The organism is Streptomyces sp. NPDC007164 (assembly GCF_040634135.1).
In the GTDB taxonomy this organism is placed as follows: domain Bacteria; phylum Actinomycetota; class Actinomycetes; order Streptomycetales; family Streptomycetaceae; genus Streptomyces; species Streptomyces sanglieri.
On record NZ_JBEYFB010000025.1, the window covers coordinates 41,009 to 58,919 of the forward strand.

The following is a 17,911-nucleotide window of genomic DNA, read 5'->3' on the forward strand; positions in this document are numbered from 1 at the left end:
GTCTTGTCCCCATCGTCGGCGGGCGCGGCGAGGCGGGACAGTAACTGACGTAGCGTCAGAAGTGTAGGGGTGTGCCACCGTCCCGCCCGACGCGCTCACCCCCGGCCCGTCCGGCGGAGCGCGGCAGGATCGCGTACAGGGCGGCGGAGACGGTGATCGTGGCCGCCCAGCCCAGCCCCTGGCGCCCGATCCAGGTGGTGGCGAGCGGCCCCTCGAACCATCGCACGCCGGTGAAGAGCAGCCCCGTCACCAGCCCCGTCGCCCACGCGGCCACGGCCGGTACGGCGAAGCCCGCGGTGTACCAGTAGGCGCTGGTCGGCGTGGTGTCCAGGAGCGCCGCCGGATCGTACGTACGGCCCCGCAGCAGATCCACGCAGAAGACCCCGATCCAGGCGGAGAACGTCACGGCCAGCAGCGTCAGGAAGGAGACGAAGGAATCCAGGAAGCCCGCGGCCGTGAGCATCAGCGCCGCGCCGAGGAACAGGCTGATGGCGGCGTTCACGCCGACCGCCCAGGTGCGGGGAATCATGAATCCCAGCGTCTGCGCGGTGAATCCGGCCGAATACAGCGACATCGCGTTGATCAGCGCCATGCCGGCCACGGCGAGCAGCAGATACGGCACCGAGAGCCAGCCGGGCAGCAGCGGGCCGATGAACGCGATCGGGTCGCGGGTGACGGCCAGACCCGGCTCGGCGACCGCCATCACGGCCCCCATCAGCACCATCGGTACGTACACGATCCCGGCGCCGCCCACGGTCGCCCCGATCATCGCCCGGCCGGACGCCGTGCGCGGCAGGTAGCGGGCGAAGTCGGGGCCGGACGGGGCCCAGCTGAGACCGCCCGCCGCCAGGGTGCCGACCCCGGCGATCATCATCGTCATCGGTCCGGCGGGCCTGCCCAGCACGTCCCGCCAGTCGGTCGCACCGATCAGATGGACCAGCACGAGCACACTGACACCGCCGAAGAGGTACGCCGACCAGGTGCAGCACACCCGCAGTGCACCCAGGCCCAGCCCCGACACCAGGCAACTGCATCCCACGAAGGCGATCAGGGTCGCCAGGGTCAGCCGGTGGCTGCCCGTGACGCCGAAGAGCAGATTCAGCACGGCGAGCACGGCGTAGGTGCCGGTGACCGCGTTCACGGTCTCCCAGCCCCAGCGGGCGACCCAGGTCAGCGCACCGGGCAGCAGATTGCCGCGCTGGCCGAAGACGGCCCGGGAGAGCGCCATGCCGGGGGCCCCGCCCCGTCTGCCCGCGATCGAGACCAGGCCGACCAGCCCGAAGCCGATCACCGAGGCGGTGAGTGCGACCGCGAGCACCTGCCAGAGATTGAGCCCGTTGAAGACGATGAGCCCGGCGCCGACGGTTGGCAGGAGCACGGTCAGGTTCGCGCCGACCCAGGTGGGGAAGAGGGTCCGGACCCGGCCGGTGCGCTCGTTGTCGGGGACGGGCTCAAGGCCGCGGGTCTCCACAGGCAGAATCGTACCTTTACCGCCAAAAGGTGCATAACGGCCGAGCGGAAACTCGGCGGATCCTTCGGGGCGGTCCCCGTGGGCGGACGTGACTGATACTGGGTGGGTTATGGAATTCGTCATCCTTGCTGTAGTCATCGCCCTGGTCGCGGTCGGCGTGATCAGCGGGCTCGTGGTCAGCAGCCGTAAGAAGAAGCAGCTGCCCCCGGCACCGTCGAGCACGCCGACCATCACTCCTCCCGCCGAGCCCCATGTCGGCGAGGAAGCCGAGACGCCGCGCGAGGAACCGCGCCGCACCATCGAGGAGGTCGGCCCCCCAGAGGCCCCCGCCGAGGAGGCCCCCGAGGCCGTCGAGCCGGAGGCGCCCGCCGCCCCCGCCCTCGAAGTGCCCGAGCCCACCGCCGGCCGTCTGGTACGGCTGCGCGCCCGGCTCGCCCGCTCGCAGAACGCCCTCGGCAAGGGGCTGCTCACGCTCCTGTCCCGCGACAACCTCGACGAGGACACCTGGGAGGAGATCGAGGACACCCTCCTCACCGCCGACGTCGGCGTCGCACCCACCCAGGAACTGGTGGAGCGGCTCCGCGAGCGTGTCCGGGTGCTCGGCACCCGCACCCCCGAGGGGCTGCGCGCGCTGCTGCGCGAGGAGCTCCTCAACCTGCTCGGCACCGACTTCGACCGCGTGGTCAAGACGGAGAGCGGCCTCGACACCCCCGGCGTCGTGATGGTCGTCGGCGTCAACGGAACGGGCAAGACCACCACCACCGGCAAGCTGGCCCGGGTGCTCGTCGCCGACGGCCGCAGCGTCGTGCTCGGCGCGGCCGACACCTTCCGGGCGGCCGCCGCCGACCAGCTCCAGACCTGGGGCGAGCGCGTCGGCGCCCGCACCGTGCGCGGGCCCGAGGGCGGCGACCCCGCCTCGATCGCCTTCGACGCGGTGAAGGAGGGCATCGCCGAGGGCGCCGATGTGGTCCTCATCGACACCGCCGGGCGGCTGCACACGAAGACCGGGCTGATGGACGAGCTCGGCAAGGTCAAGCGCGTCGTCGAGAAACACGGCCCGCTCGACGAGGTGCTGCTCGTCCTCGACGCCACGACCGGGCAGAACGGTCTGGTGCAGGCCCGGGTGTTCGCCGAGGTCGTGGAGATCACCGGCATCGTGCTCACCAAGCTGGACGGCACCGCCAAGGGCGGCATCGTCATCGCCGTCCAGCGCGAGCTGGGTGTCCCGGTGAAGCTCGTCGGTCTCGGCGAGGGACCGGACGACCTGGCCCCGTTCGAGCCGGAGGCGTTCGTGGACGCCCTGATCGGGGACTGACCCCCGTACGCCGTACACGAGGAGCCCGGCCGCGCGGCACAGCAGCGGCCGGGCTCCTCCGCGTCAGGGCGTGTCCGGCGGATCGGGGCCGGACGCCCCGCATGCCCGGCGGTCGGGGCCGGACGCGCCCTCGTATGCCCGGCGGGCTCAGCCGCAGAGCGGTGCGCGATGGCAGCTGTACGCCAGCGTGCCCAGCAGCAGCCGGGCCTGCGGCGGCGCGGCCGCCGTGTCCAGCTCCGGCGGGCGCAGCCACCGGACCGGGCCCCGGCCGCCCTCGTCGGACGGCGGGGCGGTGATGTGGCAGCCGGGCCCCAGCGCCCGCAGGTCCAGCCCCGCGTCGTCCCAGCCCATCCGGTACAGCAGCTGCGGGAGCTCGGCGGCGGCGCCCGGGGCCACGAAGAACTGCGCCCGCCCGCCCGGGGTCACCGCGACCGGGCCGAGGGGCAGTCCCATCCGCTCCATCCGCACCAGGGCCCGGCGCCCGGCCGCCTCGGCGACATCGAGCACGTCGAAGGTGCGCCCCACCGGCAGCAGCATCGAGGCGCCCGGCGTCCGGGCCCAGGCGTCGGCGGCCGCGTCGAGCATGGCGCCGGCGGGGACCTCGGGGGCGAGGTCCAGCGGATGGGCGCCGGGGGAGGGGCAGCCCGGCTGCCCGCAGGAGCAGCGGCCGGCCGCTGCCCGCGCACCCGGCACGACGGCCCAGCCCCACAGCCCCGTGCACTCGGCCACCGCCGTGTACTCGGCCGCACGGCCGCGGCGCCGTGAGCCGGTGCGCATCTCGCGGATGCCGCCGATCGTGAAGCCCATGCCCCCTCCAACGGGTCCGACTCGCCGGTGGTTACGACGCGGACTGGAGTCGTGACGCTCCGTCGTCGTCGGTGATCCGGAGTACGCCGGTGGTGTGCGGGGTTGTGCGCCATTCTTCGCGCGCCCCGTTGCGCATCACTGCGCTCCTTATGGATCGCCGTGTGTCAAGTGAATCGCGCCCAACGGGGGTGGCGTTCATTCGAAGGGGTGGCGAATGGTGGCGTTTCTGTAAGCGCCCTCGCCCGGGTGGTGATCGTAGGATTACCGTCGGTACACGAACCATGGAAGTATGTGCGCCCGTGGGTATGCCGGAGGCAACCCGATTTCATGTTCGATGGTGCGCGACCTCCGCATGGGCGGCATCGACTCAGGGCATTCTGGTAATGGTTCGCGCGACAGGTATTCGGCGGATGGGGGCGTTCCAGTGAGTGGCAGCGGCGCAGGCGATTCGAATGCCGGTAAGCGCCCCAACGGGCAGTTGAGCTCCTGGTTCGTGCGAAGCGGATGGTCGAAGGGCGAGCTGGCTCGTCAGGTCAACCGCCGGGCGCGGCAGATGGGTGCCCACCACATCAGCACCGACACCTCCCGGGTGCGGCGCTGGCTCGACGGCGAGCAGCCCCGCGAGCCGATTCCGCGCATCCTCTCCGAGCTCTTCTCGGAGCGCTTCGGCTCCGTCGTGGCCATCGAGGACCTCGGACTGCGCTCCGCGCACCAGTCGCCGTCCGTGTCCGGCGTCGACCTGCCCTGGGCGGGCCCGCAGACCGTCGCCCTGCTCAGCGAGTTCTCCCGCAGCGACCTGATGCTCGCCCGCCGGGGATTCCTCGGCTCCTCACTCGCCCTGGCCGCCGGCCCCGCGCTCATCGAGCCCATGCAGCGCTGGCTGGTCCCCGTCGCCGGCGCGGGCCCCGCCGAGCCGGACCCGGCGGCGGCCCGCCGCCCCTCCAGGCTCTCCGGCCCCGAGCTCGACCTGCTGGAGTCCACCACCGCGATGTTCCGCCAGTGGGACGCGCAGTGCGGCGGCGGACTGCGCCGCAAGGCCGTCGTCGGACAGCTCCACGAGGTCACCGACCTGCTCCAGGAACCGCAGCCGGAGGCCACCGCCAAGCGGCTCTTCCGGTGCGCCGCCGAGCTGGCCGAGCTGGCCGGCTGGATGAGCTACGACGTCGGCCTCCAGCCCACCGCCCAGAAGTACTTCGTTCTCGCGCTGCACGCCTCCAAGGAGGCCGGTGACAAACCGCTGGGCTCGTACGTCCTGTCCAGCATGAGCCGCCAGATGATCCACCTCGGACGGCCCGACGACGCACTCGAACTGATCCACCTCGCGCAGTACGGCAGCCGGGACTGCGCCACCCCGCGCACCCAGGCCATGCTGTATGCGATGGAGGCCCGCGCGTACGCCAACATGGGCCAGCCCAGCAAGTGCAAACGCGCCGTCCGGATGGCCGAGGACACCTTCCTCGAGGTGGGCATCGACGGCGAGCCCGAGCCCGACTGGATCCGCTTCTTCTCGGAGGCCGAGCTCAACGGCGAGAACTCCCACTCCTACCGCGACCTCGCCTATGTGGCGGGCCGCAGCCCCACGTACGCCTCGCTCGCCGAGCCCCTGATGGAGAAGGCCGTCCAGCTCTTCGGCGACGACGACGAGCACCAGCGCTCCTACGCGCTCAACCTGATCGGTCTCGCCACCGTCCACCTCCTCAAGCGCGAGCCCGAACAGTCCACGGTGCTGGCCGAGAAGGCCCTGCGCGTCGCCAGGAAGATCCGCTCCGAGCGCGTCAACACCCGGCTCCGAAAGACCGTCGACACCGCCGCCAGGGACTTCGGGGACATCCCCGATGTCGCCGAGCTCACCGATCTCCTCACCGAACAGCTGCCGGAGACCGCCGAAGCGGTCTGAGCGCAGCACCCCGGCCCCGGCCACGGCGACCACCCCGCACAGACCGACTTCGGCTCCCCCGTTTGCCAGGTCAGCGGGTGGTCGGCGTGGCCGGTTCGCGTTGCCGTGCCCGTGCGGGAGAGTCGTAACCGCACCGTATGCGGCCCCGGCCGCGGGACGGGCCCGACGCCGGACCCGCCACCGCCGGTTCATGGCGACGTAACACACCGGACCTCTTCGTCACCACGGTGAAACACCGTGCGGCATCGGCGGAAACCACACCGGGCGAATCTCTTGCCCATAACCGGCCCGCACCTTTTCCCCAGTGGTCCCGCACGTGGTGCCGCTCCCATCGCCCGCACGTGGCCGCACCGACGACGAGGAGACGCCGATGCCCCCAGGCATCACGACGCTTGCCGCAGACACCCCGACACTGTCTGCCGCCAACACCGGGTTCATGCTGATCTGCTCCGCCCTGGTGATGCTGATGACCCCGGCCCTGGCCTTCTTCTACGGAGGCATGGTCCGCGTCAAGAGCACCCTCAACATGCTGATGATGAGCTTCATCAGCCTCGGGATCGTCACCATCCTGTGGGTGCTCTTCGGCTTCAGCCTCGCCTTCGGCACCGACATCGGCTCCGTCGTCGGCTGGAGCTCGGACTACCTCGGGCTCAGCGGGATCGGCGTCACCCAGCTCTGGGATGGCTACACGATCCCGGTCTACGTCTTCGCCGTCTTCCAGCTGATGTTCGCCGTGCTCACCCCGGCCCTGATCAGCGGCGCCCTCGCCGACCGGGTCAAATTCACCTCGTGGGCCCTGTTCATCACGCTCTGGGTCACCGTCGTGTACTTCCCCGTCGCCCACTGGGTCTGGGGCGCCGGCGGCTGGCTGTTCGAGATGGGCGTCATCGACTTCGCGGGCGGCACGGCCGTCCACATCAACGCGGGTGCGGCGGCGCTCGGCGTGATCCTCGTCATCGGCAAGCGCGTCGGCTTCAAGAAGGACCCGATGCGGCCGCACAGCCTGCCGCTCGTCATGCTCGGCGCCGGTCTGCTCTGGTTCGGCTGGTTCGGCTTCAACGCCGGCTCGTGGCTCGGCAACGACGACGGTGTCGGCGCGGTGATGTTCGTCAACACCCAGGTCGCCACCGCCGCCGCGATGCTCGCCTGGCTCGGCTACGAGAAGCTCCGCCACGGTTCTTTCACCACCCTCGGCGCCGCCTCCGGCGCGGTCGCCGGACTCGTCGCCATCACCCCGTCGGGTGGCGCGGTCAGCCCGCTCGGTGCCATCGCGGTCGGCGCGATCGCCGGTGTGCTCTGCGCCATGGCCGTCGGTCTGAAGTACCGCTTCGGCTACGACGACTCCCTGGACGTGGTCGGCGTCCACCTCGTCGGCGGCATCGCCGGATCCCTCCTCGTCGGCCTCTTCGCCACCGGCGGAGTCCAGTCCGAGGCCAAGGGCCTCTTCTACGGCGGCGGCCTCGAACAGCTCGGCAAGCAGGCCGTCGGCGTCCTCGCCGTCCTCGCGTACTCTCTCGTCGTCTCCGCGATCCTGGCCTTCCTGCTGGACCGGACGATCGGGATGCGGGTCCCCGAGGACGACGAGATCTCCGGCATCGACCAGGTCGAACACGCCGAGACGGCGTACGACTTCAGCGGAGCGGGCGGCGGCGCGGCCCCGCGCACCACGAGCTCCGCACCGGGCAGCACGGCAGCAGCGAAGACGAAGAAGGTGGACGCATGAAGCTCATCACCGCGGTCGTGAAGCCACACCGGCTGGACGAGATCAAGGAGGCCCTCCAGGCCTTCGGCGTCCAGGGCCTCACGGTCACCGAGGCCAGCGGATACGGACGCCAGCGCGGCCACACCGAGGTCTACCGGGGCGCCGAGTACACCGTCGACCTCGTACCCAAGATCCGGATCGAGGTCCTGGTCGAGGACGAGGACTCCGAACAGCTCATCGACCTCGTCGTGAAGGCCGCCCGTACCGGCAAGATCGGTGACGGCAAGGTCTGGAGCGTGCCGGTCGAGACCGCGGTCCGGGTACGCACGGGCGAACGCGGCCCGGACGCACTCTGACCGACGGCCGAAGCGCCGACGGGCCGACGGTCCCGATGAGCCGGCGGCCCCGCAGGCCGATGGTCCTGAAGGCCGATGGTCCTGAAGCGCCGAAGGCCCCGAAGCGCCGAAGGCCCCGAAGCGCCGATGGCTCCGCGGGCCGATGGCTCCGAGGAGCCGACGGTCCCGGAACACCGACGGCCCCGGAACACCGACGGTCCCGAAACGAAAGGCACCGGGTGACGAGCACCGAGACCACCACCGAATCCGCAGACTCGGAACCCGGCGGCTACGCGGCGGCCCGGCTGCGCCTTCTCCAGGAGGAGGCGCGGTCCGGGCCGCCGCGCCGTGCGGCCCTCGCCTCGCTCACCGACGACTGGCTCACCGGGCTGTTCACCACCGCGGCCGCGGAGACCGGCGTCCACGGCGCCGCCCTCGTCGCCGTCGGCGGCTACGGGCGCGGTGAGCTCTCCCCACGCAGCGATCTCGACCTGCTGCTCCTGCACGACGGGAACACCGGCCCCGCGTCCGTCGCCGCCCTCGCGGACCGGGTCTGGTATCCCGTCTGGGACCTCGGCCTCGCCCTCGACCACTCGGTGCGCACCCCCGCCGAGGCGCGCAGGACCGCGGCCGAGGACCTCAAGGTCCAGCTCGGGCTGCTCGACGCCCGGCCCGTCGCCGGGGACCTCGGGCTCGTCGCCGCGATGCGCACCGCGATCCTCGCCGACTGGCGCAACCAGGCCCCCAAGCGCCTGCCCGCACTCCACGAACTCTGCCGCGAACGCGCCGAACGCCAGGGCGAGCTGCAATTCCTCCTCGAACCCGACCTCAAGGAGGCCCGCGGCGGACTGCGGGACGCCACCGCGCTGCGCGCCGTCGCCGCGTCCTGGGTCGCCGACGCCCCCCGCGAAGGGCTCGCCGACGCCCGCCGCGTCCTGTCCGACGCCCGGGACGCCCTCCACCTCACCACCGGCCGCGCCACCGACCGCCTCGCCCTCCAGGAACAGGACCAGGTCGCGGACGCCCTCGGACTCCTCGACGCGGACGCCCTGCTCCGCCAGGTCTACGAGGCCGCCCGCACCATCTCGTACGCCACCGACGTCACCTGGCGCGAGGTCGACCGGGTCCTGCGCGCCCGGTCCGTGCGCCCCCGGCTGCGCGCGATCCTCGGCGGCGGCAGGGCGGCCGCCCCGGAACGCACCCCGCTCGCCGAGGGCGTCGTCGAGGCCGACGGCGAAGTGGTCCTCGCCCGCACCGCCCGCCCCGAACGCGACCCCGTCCTGGTGTTGCGCGCCGCCGCCGCGGCCGCCCAGTCCGAGCTCCCGCTCTCCCGCCACGTCGTACGCCGGCTCGCCACCGCCGCGCAGCCGCTGCCGGTGCCCTGGCCCGCCGAGGCCCGCGAGGAACTCGTCACCCTCCTCGGCGCCGGCGAGGCCACCGTCCCCGTCTGGGAGGCGCTCGAAGCCGAAGGGCTCGTCACCCGGCTGCTCCCGGACTGGGAACGCGTCCGCTGCCGCCCCCAGCGCAACCCCGTCCACACCTGGACCGTCGACCGTCACCTCGTCGAAGCGGCCGTCCGCGCCAGTGCCCTCACCCGCCGCGTCGGCCGCCCCGACCTGCTCCTGGTCGCCGCGCTGCTGCACGACATCGGCAAGGGCTGGCCCGGCGACCACTCCGCGGCCGGCGAGGTCATCGCCCGGGACACGGCCGCCCGGATCGGCTTCGACCAGCACGACGTGGGCGTCGTCGCCACCCTCGTACGCCACCACCTGCTGCTCGTCGAGACCGCCACCCGGCGCGACCTCGACGACCCGGCGACCGTCCGCTCCGTCGCCACCGCCGTCGGCTCCGCCACCACCCTGGAACTCCTGCACGCGCTCACCGAGGCCGACGCGCTCGCCACCGGGCCCGCCGCCTGGTCCTCCTGGCGCGCCTCCCTGGTCGCCGACCTGGTGGGACGCGTCGCCGCCGTACTCGCCGGCCGGACCCCCGAGGAACCGGAACCGGCCGCACCCGGCGCCGAGCAGGAACGCCTCGCGATCGAGGCCCTGCGCACCGGCGGCCCCGTCCTCGCCCTGCGCGCCCAGGCCGGGGCCCCGGACGAGGACGGCGAACCGGAACCCGTCGGCGTCGAGCTCCACATCGCCCTGCCCGACCGGCCCGGCGTGCTGCCCGCGGCGGCGGGCGTCCTCGCCCTGCACCGCCTCACCGTGCGCGCCGCCGACCTGCGCGCCGTGGAACTGCCCACCCAACTGGGCGACCCCGCGGACGTGCTGCTGCTCAGCTGGCGGGTCGCGGCTGAGTACGGCTCCCTGCCGCAGGCCGCCCGGCTCCGCGCCGACCTTGTACGCGCCCTGGATGGTTCCCTGGACATCCGGGCCCGGCTCGCCGAGCGCGAGGCCGCCTATCCGCGCCGCCGCGGGGTGAAGGCCCCGCCGCCCCGGGTGACCGTCGCGGCGGCCGGCTCCCGGCTGGCGACGGTGATCGAGGTGCGGGCCCAGGACGCCCCGGGGCTGCTGCACCGGATCGGCCGGGCGCTGGAGCAGAGCGGGGTACGGGTGCGCAGCGCCCATGTGTCGACTCTGGGGGCGAACGCGGTGGACGCCTTCTACGTCACGGACACCGACGGGAAGCCACTGTCCGGAGAGCGGGCGCTCGCGGTGGCGGACGCGGTGGAGACCGCACTCCGGGCGTGACGCGGGAACCACGCGCGGTGGCCCGTGCCCGGGATTTGCCGGGCAGGGGTCATCGTTTCTGCCGAGCCGGATACCCTGGGGTACCGAATCCTGTTTGCCCCCGACCCTGAGGACCGACGAGCGCCGTGTTCGATACTCTCTCCGACCGCCTTGCCGCGACTTTCAAGAACCTCAGGGGCAAGGGCCGCTTGTCCGAGGCGGACATCGACGCCACGGCTCGCGAGATCCGTATCGCCCTGCTGGAAGCGGACGTCGCGCTGCCCGTCGTGCGCGCCTTCATCGCCAACGTCAAGGAGCGGGCGCGCGGTGTCGAGGTCTCCCAGGCGCTGAATCCGGCCCAGCAGGTCGTCAAGATCGTCAACGAGGAGCTCGTCTCCATCCTCGGTGGCGAGACGCGCCGGCTGCGGTTCGCCAAGACCGCGCCCACCGTGATCATGCTCGCCGGTCTCCAGGGTGCCGGTAAGACCACCCTCGCCGGAAAGCTCGGCCTCTGGCTCAAGGGCCAGGGCCACTCCCCGCTGCTCGTCGCCTGCGACCTCCAGCGTCCCAACGCCGTCAACCAGCTCAGCGTCGTCGCCGACCGCGCCGGTGTCGCGGTGTACGCGCCCGAGCCGGGCAACGGCGTCGGTGACCCGGTCCAGGTCGCCAAGGACTCGATCGAGTACGCGCGGTCCAAGCAGTACGACGTCGTCGTCGTCGACACCGCGGGCCGCCTCGGTATCGACCAGGAGCTGATGCAGCAGGCCGCGGACATCCGCGACGCCGTCAGCCCCGACGAGATCCTCTTCGTCGTCGACGCGATGATCGGCCAGGACGCGGTCAACACCGCCGAGGCCTTCCGCGACGGCGTCGGCTTCGACGGCGTGGTGCTCTCCAAGCTCGACGGTGACGCCCGCGGTGGTGCGGCCCTGTCGATCGCCCATGTCACGGGCAAGCAGATCATGTTCGCGTCGAACGGCGAGAAGCTCGACGAGTTCGACGCCTTCCACCCCGACCGGATGGCCTCCCGCATCCTCGACATGGGTGACCTGCTCACCCTGATCGAGCAGGCGGAGAAGACCTTCAGCCAGGAAGAGGCCGCCAAAATGGCCTCCAAGCTGGCGTCCAGCAAGGGCAAGGACTTCACGCTCGACGACTTCCTGGCCCAGATGGAGCAGGTCAGGAAGATGGGATCCATCTCCAAGCTGCTCGGCATGCTGCCCGGCATGGGGCAGATCAAGGACCAGATCAACAACATCGACGAGCGCGACGTGGACCGCACCGCCGCGATCATCAAGTCGATGACCCCGAAGGAGCGCGCCGAGCCGACGATCATCAACGGCTCGCGCCGGGCCCGTATCGCCAAGGGTTCCGGTGTCGAGGTCAGCGCGGTGAAGAACCTGGTGGAGCGGTTCTTCGAGGCGCGCAAGATGATGTCGAAGATGGCCCAGGGCGGTGGCATGCCGGGGATGCCCGGGATGCCGGGCATGGGCGGTGGCCCCGGCCGGCAGAAGAAGCAGGTCAAGCAGGCCAAGGGCAAGCGCAAGAGCGGCAACCCGATGAAGCGCAAGGCCGAGGAGCAGGCCGCTGCCGCCCGTCGCGAGCAGGCGGCGCAGGGCGGGGCGTTCGGACTGCCGGCCCAGGACGACAAGAACTTCGAGCTGCCGGACGAGTTCAAGAAGTTCATGGGCTGAGCCCGGACCGAATGAACCCGGGCCGGGTCGGCCCGGGTTCGCCACGGCTGCCGTACGCCGTCCCTCCAAGGGCCCATCGGGCAGGCCCTGGGAGGGCTTTGTCCGTGTTCCTCCCTTACTGTCGCCTCAACGGCAGTCGGCAGAGGAGCGCGCGTGACCAACCCCGTACCGCCCCGCGACCGGACCGATCAGCCGTGGCGCTCCGAGGGTGCCCCGCCGCCCCAGCCGCCCGGCCGGAAGATGCCCGGAGGCTGGGGCGGACTGCTGCTGACCGCGCTCGCCGTCTATCTGATCGCCAATCTGGTGCTCTCCTTCTTCAACGGGGAGGAGCAGCGGACGATCGCGTACACGGAGTTCAGCAAGCAGGTCACCTCGGGCAATGTCTCCAAGATCTACTCCAAGGGCGACGCCATCCAGGGGCAGCTCAAGAAGGAGGCGAAGGTCCCGGGGAGCGACGACAAGTACACCAAGTTCGAAACCCAGCGCCCGGCCTTCGCGGACGACAACCTCTGGGCCGAACTGGTCAAGGACGACGTCACGGTCACCGCCGAACCGGTCGTCCAGCAGCGCAGCTTCCTCGCCAACCTGCTGATCTCGCTCGCACCCATGCTGCTGCTCGTACTGCTCTGGGTGTTCATCGCCCGGCGGATGTCCAGGGGCATGGGCGGCGGGATGGGCGGCTTCGGCCGCAAGGCCCCGCCCAAGCCCGTCGAGCTGGAGGGCGGCAAGCGCACCACCTTCGAGGACGTGGCCGGGATCGACGAGGTCGAGGGTGAGCTCAACGACGTCGTGGACTTCCTGAAGAACCCGCAGGCGTACCGGAGGATGGGCGCCCGGATGCCCGGCGGGGTACTGCTCGCGGGGCCGCCCGGCACCGGCAAGACCCTGCTGGCCCGGGCCGTCGCAGGTGAGGCCGGGGTGCCGTTCTTCTCGGCGTCGGCCTCCGAGTTCATCGAGATGATCGTCGGCGTCGGCGCGAGCCGGGTCCGGGAGCTGTTCGCGGAGGCGCGCAAGGTCGCCCCCGCCATCGTCTTCATCGACGAGATCGACACCATCGGCCGGGCCCGCGGCGGCGGCTCCGGCATGGGCGGCCACGACGAGCGCGAGCAGACGCTCAACCAGATCCTCACCGAGATGGACGGCTTCTCCGGTTCGGAGGGCGTCGTCGTGCTCGCCGCCACCAACCGCGCCGACGTGCTCGACCCCGCCCTCACCCGGCCCGGCCGCTTCGACCGGATCGTCCAGGTCAGCCCGCCGGACCGGACCGGCCGGGAGGCGATCCTGGAGATCCACACCCGGCAGATCCCGCTCGCCGGCGATGTGAACCTGGCCCAGGTGGCCGGCACGACGCCCGGCATGACCGGCGCGGACCTCGCCAACCTGGCCAACGAGGCCGCGCTCCTGGCGGTCAAGCGCCGGCAGTCCGAGGTCACCCAGCCCGACTTCTCGGACGCCCTGGAGAAGGTCCAGCTCGGCGCCGAACGCTCACTGGTCATGTCCGACGAGGAACGCCGCAGGACCGCGTACCACGAGAGCGGCCACGCCCTGCTCGGCATGGTCCAGCCGGGCGCCGACCCGGTGCGCAAGGTCACCATCGTGCCGCGCGGCCGAGCCCTGGGCGTCACGCTCTCGACGCCGGACGCCGACAAGTACGCGTACACCGAGGAGTATCTGCGCGGCCGCATCGTCGGGGCGCTCGGCGGCATGGCGGCCGAACAGGTGGTCTTCGGGATGATCACCACCGGCGCGGAGAGCGATCTGGAACAGGTCACCAACCTGGCCCGCGGCATGGTCGGCCGCTGGGGCATGAGCCACAAGGTGGGCAGACTGACGGCGATCCCGAGCGACGCCCAGCAGGCGTACGGACTGTCGGCGGCCCCCGCCACGCTCGACGCGGTGGACGGCGAGATGCGGCGGATCGTCGACGAGTGCTACGAGGTGGCGTGCCGGCTGCTGCGCGAGAACCGGGACCGGCTGGACTCGCTCTCCGCCGCGCTCCTCGCGAACGAGACGCTGGACGAGGCCGAGGCCTACCGGGCGGCCGGCATCACCCGGCTGGGGAAGTAGCCGCCGTTCAGGTGGTGCACACGAGGTAGCGGAAGACGTTCGGCATCCAGACCGTGCCGTCCCGGCGGCGGTGCGGGTGGAGGGCCCGCGCGACCTCCTTCTCCACCTGGGTACGGTCCGTCGCCCGTACCGCCGCGTCGAAGAGCCGGGTGGAGAGCAGCCCCCGCACCGCGCTGTCCAGGTCCGCGTACCCGAAGGGGCACGCCACCCGGCCCGAGCCGTCGGGATTCAGCCCGGCCCGGAAGGCCAGCTCCTCCAGGTCGTCCCGGCCCGACGGCCGCCAGCCGCCGTCGCGGGGGGCCCGGTCCCGGTCGGAGAGCCGCCCCGCCACCCGCAGCACCGGCGCCGTCGCACAGCGCTCCGGCGGACCCCAGCCGGTGAGCACCACGGTGCTGCCCCGCGCGGCCAGCGGCACACCGGACCGCAGCGCGGCCACCAGCCCCTCGCCGTCGTCGGACGAGCAGCCGATCGGGGTGAACACGGTGATCAGGTTGTACGGCATCCCGTCGGACGGCCGGGCCCCGGACGGATCACCCTCCAGAAGCCGCGGATGTCCGGCCGGGGGACCGGCGGCGCTGCCCGGATCGGGCAGCAGCCGGGTCCGGGCGAGCGCCAGACGTTCGAGGTCGGTGTCCACGCCGGTGACGCGCGCGCCCCGGGCGGCCGCGATCAGCAGCGCGAGACCGGAGCCGCAGCCCAGGGAGAGCAGCCGGGTACCGGATCCCACTTCGAGCCGCTCGTACACCGCTTCGTACAGCGGTGCCAGCATCCGCTCCTGGATCTCGGCCCAGTCCCGGGCACGGTCGCCGGAGTCCACCCGGGTGGACGTTTCCGCGTGGCTGTGGTGCCGGACGAGCGTGGGTGTCATGGAAAGCGCCCCAATCCGCCGAGAGGTCGGCCGTGTCCGATCGGTAGTGCCCGAGTGAATGCCCCCGCCGTGTGCGCCCCCGCTTCCCCCGTATGTCAGAGAACTGCGCATCCGCGTCCGCGTCCAGGGGTGCGAGGGCAATGCTTGCGCGGAGCGGTGACGCGTCCGAGGGGAAGGCCCGCGGCCCCCGGGCCCGTCGCCCCGTGCGGTGGGCGGTGTCGCCTTACGATGCGCGCCATGGCAAAGGCACCCGTTCTCACGCCCCAGGCCGAGGACTTTCCCCGCTGGTACCAGGATCTGATCAACAAGGCCGAACTCGCGGACAACGGCCCGGTGCGCGGCACCATGGTCATCCGGCCGTACGGATACAGCCTGTGGGAGCGGATGCAGCAGGAGTTGGATGCCCGCATCAAAAAGGCGGGCGCCCGCAACGCCTACTTCCCGCTCTTCATCCCCCAGTCTTACCTGACACGCGAGGCCGAGCACGTCGAGGGCTTCGCGCCCGAGCTCGCGACGGTCACCCGCGGCGGCGGGAAGGAGCTCGAAGAGCCCGTGGTGGTGCGGCCCACCTCCGAGACGATCATCAACGAGTACTTCTCGAAGTGGGTGCAGAGCTACCGCGATCTGCCGCTCCTGATCAACCAGTGGGCGAACGTGGTGCGCTGGGAGATGCGCCCGCGGATCTTCCTCCGTACGACGGAATTCCTCTGGCAGGAGGGCCACACCGCCCATGCCACCGACGAGGAGGCCCGGGACTTCGCCGCGTACATCCACCGCGAGGTCTACGCGGACTTCATGACCGACGTGCTGGGCATCGACGTGGTCCTCGGCCGCAAGACCCCGGCCGAGCGGTTCGCGGGGGCCGTCAACACGCTCACCCTTGAAGCGATGATGCGGGACGGCAAGGCCCTCCAGATGGGTACGAGCCACGAACTCGGCACCAATTTCGCCAAGGCGTTCCACACCCGCTATCTGTCCCGGGACGGGCGGCAGGAGCTCGTCCGGCAGACCTCGTGGGGCGCCTCGACCCGGATGGTCGGCGGCCTGATCATGGCCCACGGCGACGACCACGGGCTCCGCGTCCCGCCGCGGCTCGCCCCCGTCCAGGCGGTCGTCGTCGCGGTCAAGGACGACGGGGCCGTCCTGGACACGGTCCGGTCCGTCGCGGAGCGGCTGCGCGCGGCCGGGATCAGGACCGGGACCGACGACCGCACCGACACCCCGTTCGGCCGCCGCGCGGTCGACTGGGAGCTGAAGGGGGTGCCGGTGCGGATCGAGATCGGCCCGCGCGATCTGGCGAGCGGCACCGCGACGCTGGTCCGGCGCATCCCCGGCGGGAAGGAACCGGTCCCCGTCGAGGCCCTGCCCGCGCTGCTCCCGGCGGTCCTGGAGGAGGACCAGGCGGCGCTGCTGCGGGAGTCCCGGAGCCGCCGCGAGTCGGCCACCAGCGACGTCACGACGGTGGCGGAGGCCGTGGAGGCGGCGGCCGCGGGCGGCTGGGCGCGCATCGCCTGGTCGGCACTCGGCCCGGCGGGCGAGGCCCGGCTCGCGGAGCACGGGGTGTCCGTACGGTGTCTGGTCGCCGGGGACGGGTCGGTGCCCGGGGCGGATGACGAGCCCGGTAATGTCGCCCTGGTGGCACGCGCCTACTGACGCCCCCACCCGCCGCCCCGGCCGCCCGGGGCCCCGGCGTACGGTGGCCGCCTACGCGTCCGGGCGTACGCGTCGCTACGTACCACCTTGGTGCGAGCTGTGAGGCTTCTCCGCAGATCTGCGCACCCGCCCTCGTCGGGACGCATGCAAGGGCAACTGACTGGTACGTGCAAATTATTTGGGATGGCCCGGAATCGGAACACCGGAGCACTCGCGCTCGTTGTCACGACGTGAGCACGACACCACCTGTACTTGCCGCAGAGCTGGCACAGGCGTGGGCCGACATTCAGCGGTACCACCCCGAGCTGCCGGATCTAGCCGCGCCCGAGTCCCTGATCGGAGAGTCCTCGTCCGCCTGCGGCGCCGAGCTCTCCTTCGAGCGACTGCTCCATGAGGCAGTCCACGGCATCGCCGCCGCGCGAGGCGTCCGCGACACTTCGCGCGCCGGCCGCTACCACAACCGCAGATTCCTCGCGATCGCCGAGGAGATGGGCCTCGACCACGCCGAGGAGCCCCACCCCAGCAGTGGCTTCTCGCTGGTCGCCCTCAACCCCGAGGCGAAGCGCCGCTACCGCCCGACGATCGAGCGGCTGCAGCGCGCCCTCAAGGCACACACGGTCGCCACCGCCGCCGACACCAAGCGTTCCTTCCGCGGGCCGGCCGCCCGGCACGGCTCCTCCGGCGGGGGCGTCCGCGTCAAGGCCGTCTGCGACTGCGGCCGCAATGTGCGGGTCGTCCCATCGGTCCTGGCGCAGGCGCCGATCGTCTGCGGAGGATGCGGGAAGCCCTTCCGCATCCCGGAAGCCGCGGTCGCGGTGGGGTGACCCGGCACGGTGTGGCACAATGGCTAGCTGTACTCGACAGTCGCACAGGACCCCTCTCTCCTCCGGCTGACGCGTCCATCGGGCACCCGAGTACCGCAACCCCACGTGGCATCTTCGTTGTGCCCACCCACGTCATAGACCAGGAGACACCACTTCCGTGGCAGTCAAGATCAAGCTGAAGCGTCTGGGCAAGATCCGTTCGCCTCACTACCGCATCGTCGTCGCCGACTCCCGTACCCGCCGTGACGGCCGGGCCATCGAGGAGATCGGCCTGTACCACCCGGTGCAGAACCCCTCGCGCATCGAGGTCAACTCGGAGCGTGCGCAGTACTGGCTGTCCGTCGGCGCCCAGCCGACCGAGCCGGTTCTCGCGATCCTGAAGCTCACCGGTGACTGGCAGGCCCACAAGGGCCTCCCGGCCCCCGCGCCGCTGCTGCAGCCGGAGCCCAAGGCCGACAAGCGCGCCCTGTTCGAGGCCCTGACCAAGGACGGCGGCGACGAGTCCAAGGGCGAGGCCATCACGCAGAAGGCGAAGAAGGCCGACAAGAAGGCGGACGAGGCTGCTGACGCGGCTGCGCCCGCCGAGTCGACCGAGGCCTGAGC

At 71.9% G+C, this 17,911-nt stretch carries 13 protein-coding genes; 10 read left to right on the plus strand and 3 right to left on the minus strand.

The annotated features are described in order from the left end of the window. Positions 1 to 55 precede the first annotated feature (55 nt). Positions 56 to 1,471 carry a cytosine permease gene (locus ABZ622_RS26860; RefSeq protein ID WP_360547328.1) on the minus strand — a complete coding sequence of 472 codons (1,416 nt, stop codon included), beginning with the start codon at positions 1,469 to 1,471 and terminating at the stop codon, positions 56 to 58. A gap of 109 nt (positions 1,472 to 1,580) precedes the next feature. On the opposite strand from ABZ622_RS26860, the gene ftsY reads away from it, so the two are divergent. Further along, positions 1,581 to 2,786: a signal recognition particle-docking protein FtsY gene (ftsY, locus tag ABZ622_RS26865; RefSeq protein WP_360547330.1), complete on the plus strand. Its 1,206-nt coding sequence runs from the start codon at positions 1,581 to 1,583 to the stop codon at positions 2,784 to 2,786. Positions 2,787 to 2,933: 147 nt separating this feature from the next. On the opposite strand, the gene ABZ622_RS26870 is transcribed toward ftsY, so the two are convergent. Next, the gene (locus ABZ622_RS26870) at positions 2,934 to 3,593 is read right to left on the minus strand and encodes a bifunctional DNA primase/polymerase (protein WP_360547332.1); all 660 of its coding nucleotides are present in this window, start codon (positions 3,591 to 3,593) and stop codon (positions 2,934 to 2,936) included. 424 nt (positions 3,594 to 4,017) lie between these two features. Here ABZ622_RS26870 and ABZ622_RS26875 point away from each other — a divergent pair, with 424 nt between their 5' ends. The 6 genes from ABZ622_RS26875 (at position 4,018) to ftsH (ending at position 13,963) form a co-directional block, all read left to right on the plus strand. Beyond that, the gene (locus ABZ622_RS26875) at positions 4,018 to 5,490 is read left to right on the plus strand and encodes a hypothetical protein (RefSeq protein ID WP_360547334.1); all 1,473 of its coding nucleotides are present in this window, start codon (positions 4,018 to 4,020) and stop codon (positions 5,488 to 5,490) included. 370 nt (positions 5,491 to 5,860) lie between these two features. Further along, positions 5,861 to 7,213 carry an ammonium transporter gene (locus ABZ622_RS26880; protein WP_360547336.1) on the plus strand — a complete coding sequence of 451 codons (1,353 nt, stop codon included), beginning with the start codon at positions 5,861 to 5,863 and terminating at the stop codon, positions 7,211 to 7,213. Further along, a complete protein-coding gene (locus tag ABZ622_RS26885; protein WP_124716139.1) occupies positions 7,210 to 7,548 on the plus strand; it encodes a P-II family nitrogen regulator in 339 nt (112 codons plus the stop codon). Before ABZ622_RS26880 ends, ABZ622_RS26885 begins: the two co-directional genes overlap by 4 nt. Positions 7,549 to 7,766: 218 nt before the next feature. Next, positions 7,767 to 10,223, plus strand: coding sequence for a [protein-PII] uridylyltransferase (locus tag ABZ622_RS26890; protein ID WP_360547339.1), 2,457 nt, complete (start codon positions 7,767 to 7,769; stop codon positions 10,221 to 10,223). Positions 10,224 to 10,348: 125 nt separating this feature from the next. Continuing rightward, the gene (ffh, locus tag ABZ622_RS26895) at positions 10,349 to 11,896 is read left to right on the plus strand and encodes a signal recognition particle protein (RefSeq protein WP_360547341.1); all 1,548 of its coding nucleotides are present in this window, start codon (positions 10,349 to 10,351) and stop codon (positions 11,894 to 11,896) included. A 153-nt stretch (positions 11,897 to 12,049) separates the two neighbouring features. Then, the gene (ftsH, locus tag ABZ622_RS26900; protein WP_360547343.1) at positions 12,050 to 13,963 is read left to right on the plus strand and encodes an ATP-dependent zinc metalloprotease FtsH; all 1,914 of its coding nucleotides are present in this window, start codon (positions 12,050 to 12,052) and stop codon (positions 13,961 to 13,963) included. 7 nt (positions 13,964 to 13,970) lie between these two features. Here ftsH and ABZ622_RS26905 read toward each other — a convergent pair whose 3' ends face one another. Further along, positions 13,971 to 14,831, minus strand: a complete 861-nt coding sequence (locus tag ABZ622_RS26905; RefSeq protein ID WP_360547345.1) for a methyltransferase domain-containing protein — start codon at positions 14,829 to 14,831, stop codon at positions 13,971 to 13,973. A 237-nt stretch (positions 14,832 to 15,068) separates the two neighbouring features. Here ABZ622_RS26905 and proS point away from each other — a divergent pair, with 237 nt between their 5' ends. The 3 genes from proS (at position 15,069) to rpsP (ending at position 17,909) form a co-directional block, all read left to right on the plus strand. Then, entirely contained in the window at positions 15,069 to 16,484 is a 1,416-nt protein-coding gene (proS, locus tag ABZ622_RS26910; protein ID WP_360547347.1) for a proline--tRNA ligase, read from the plus strand. A gap of 230 nt (positions 16,485 to 16,714) precedes the next feature. Next, entirely contained in the window at positions 16,715 to 17,308 is a 594-nt protein-coding gene (locus ABZ622_RS26915) for a hypothetical protein (protein ID WP_266911604.1), read from the plus strand. A 157-nt stretch (positions 17,309 to 17,465) separates the two neighbouring features. Further along, on the plus strand, positions 17,466 to 17,909 hold the full coding sequence (rpsP, locus tag ABZ622_RS26920) for a 30S ribosomal protein S16 (protein WP_093545055.1): 444 nt from the start codon (positions 17,466 to 17,468) through the stop codon (positions 17,907 to 17,909). Positions 17,910 to 17,911 lie beyond the last annotated feature (2 nt).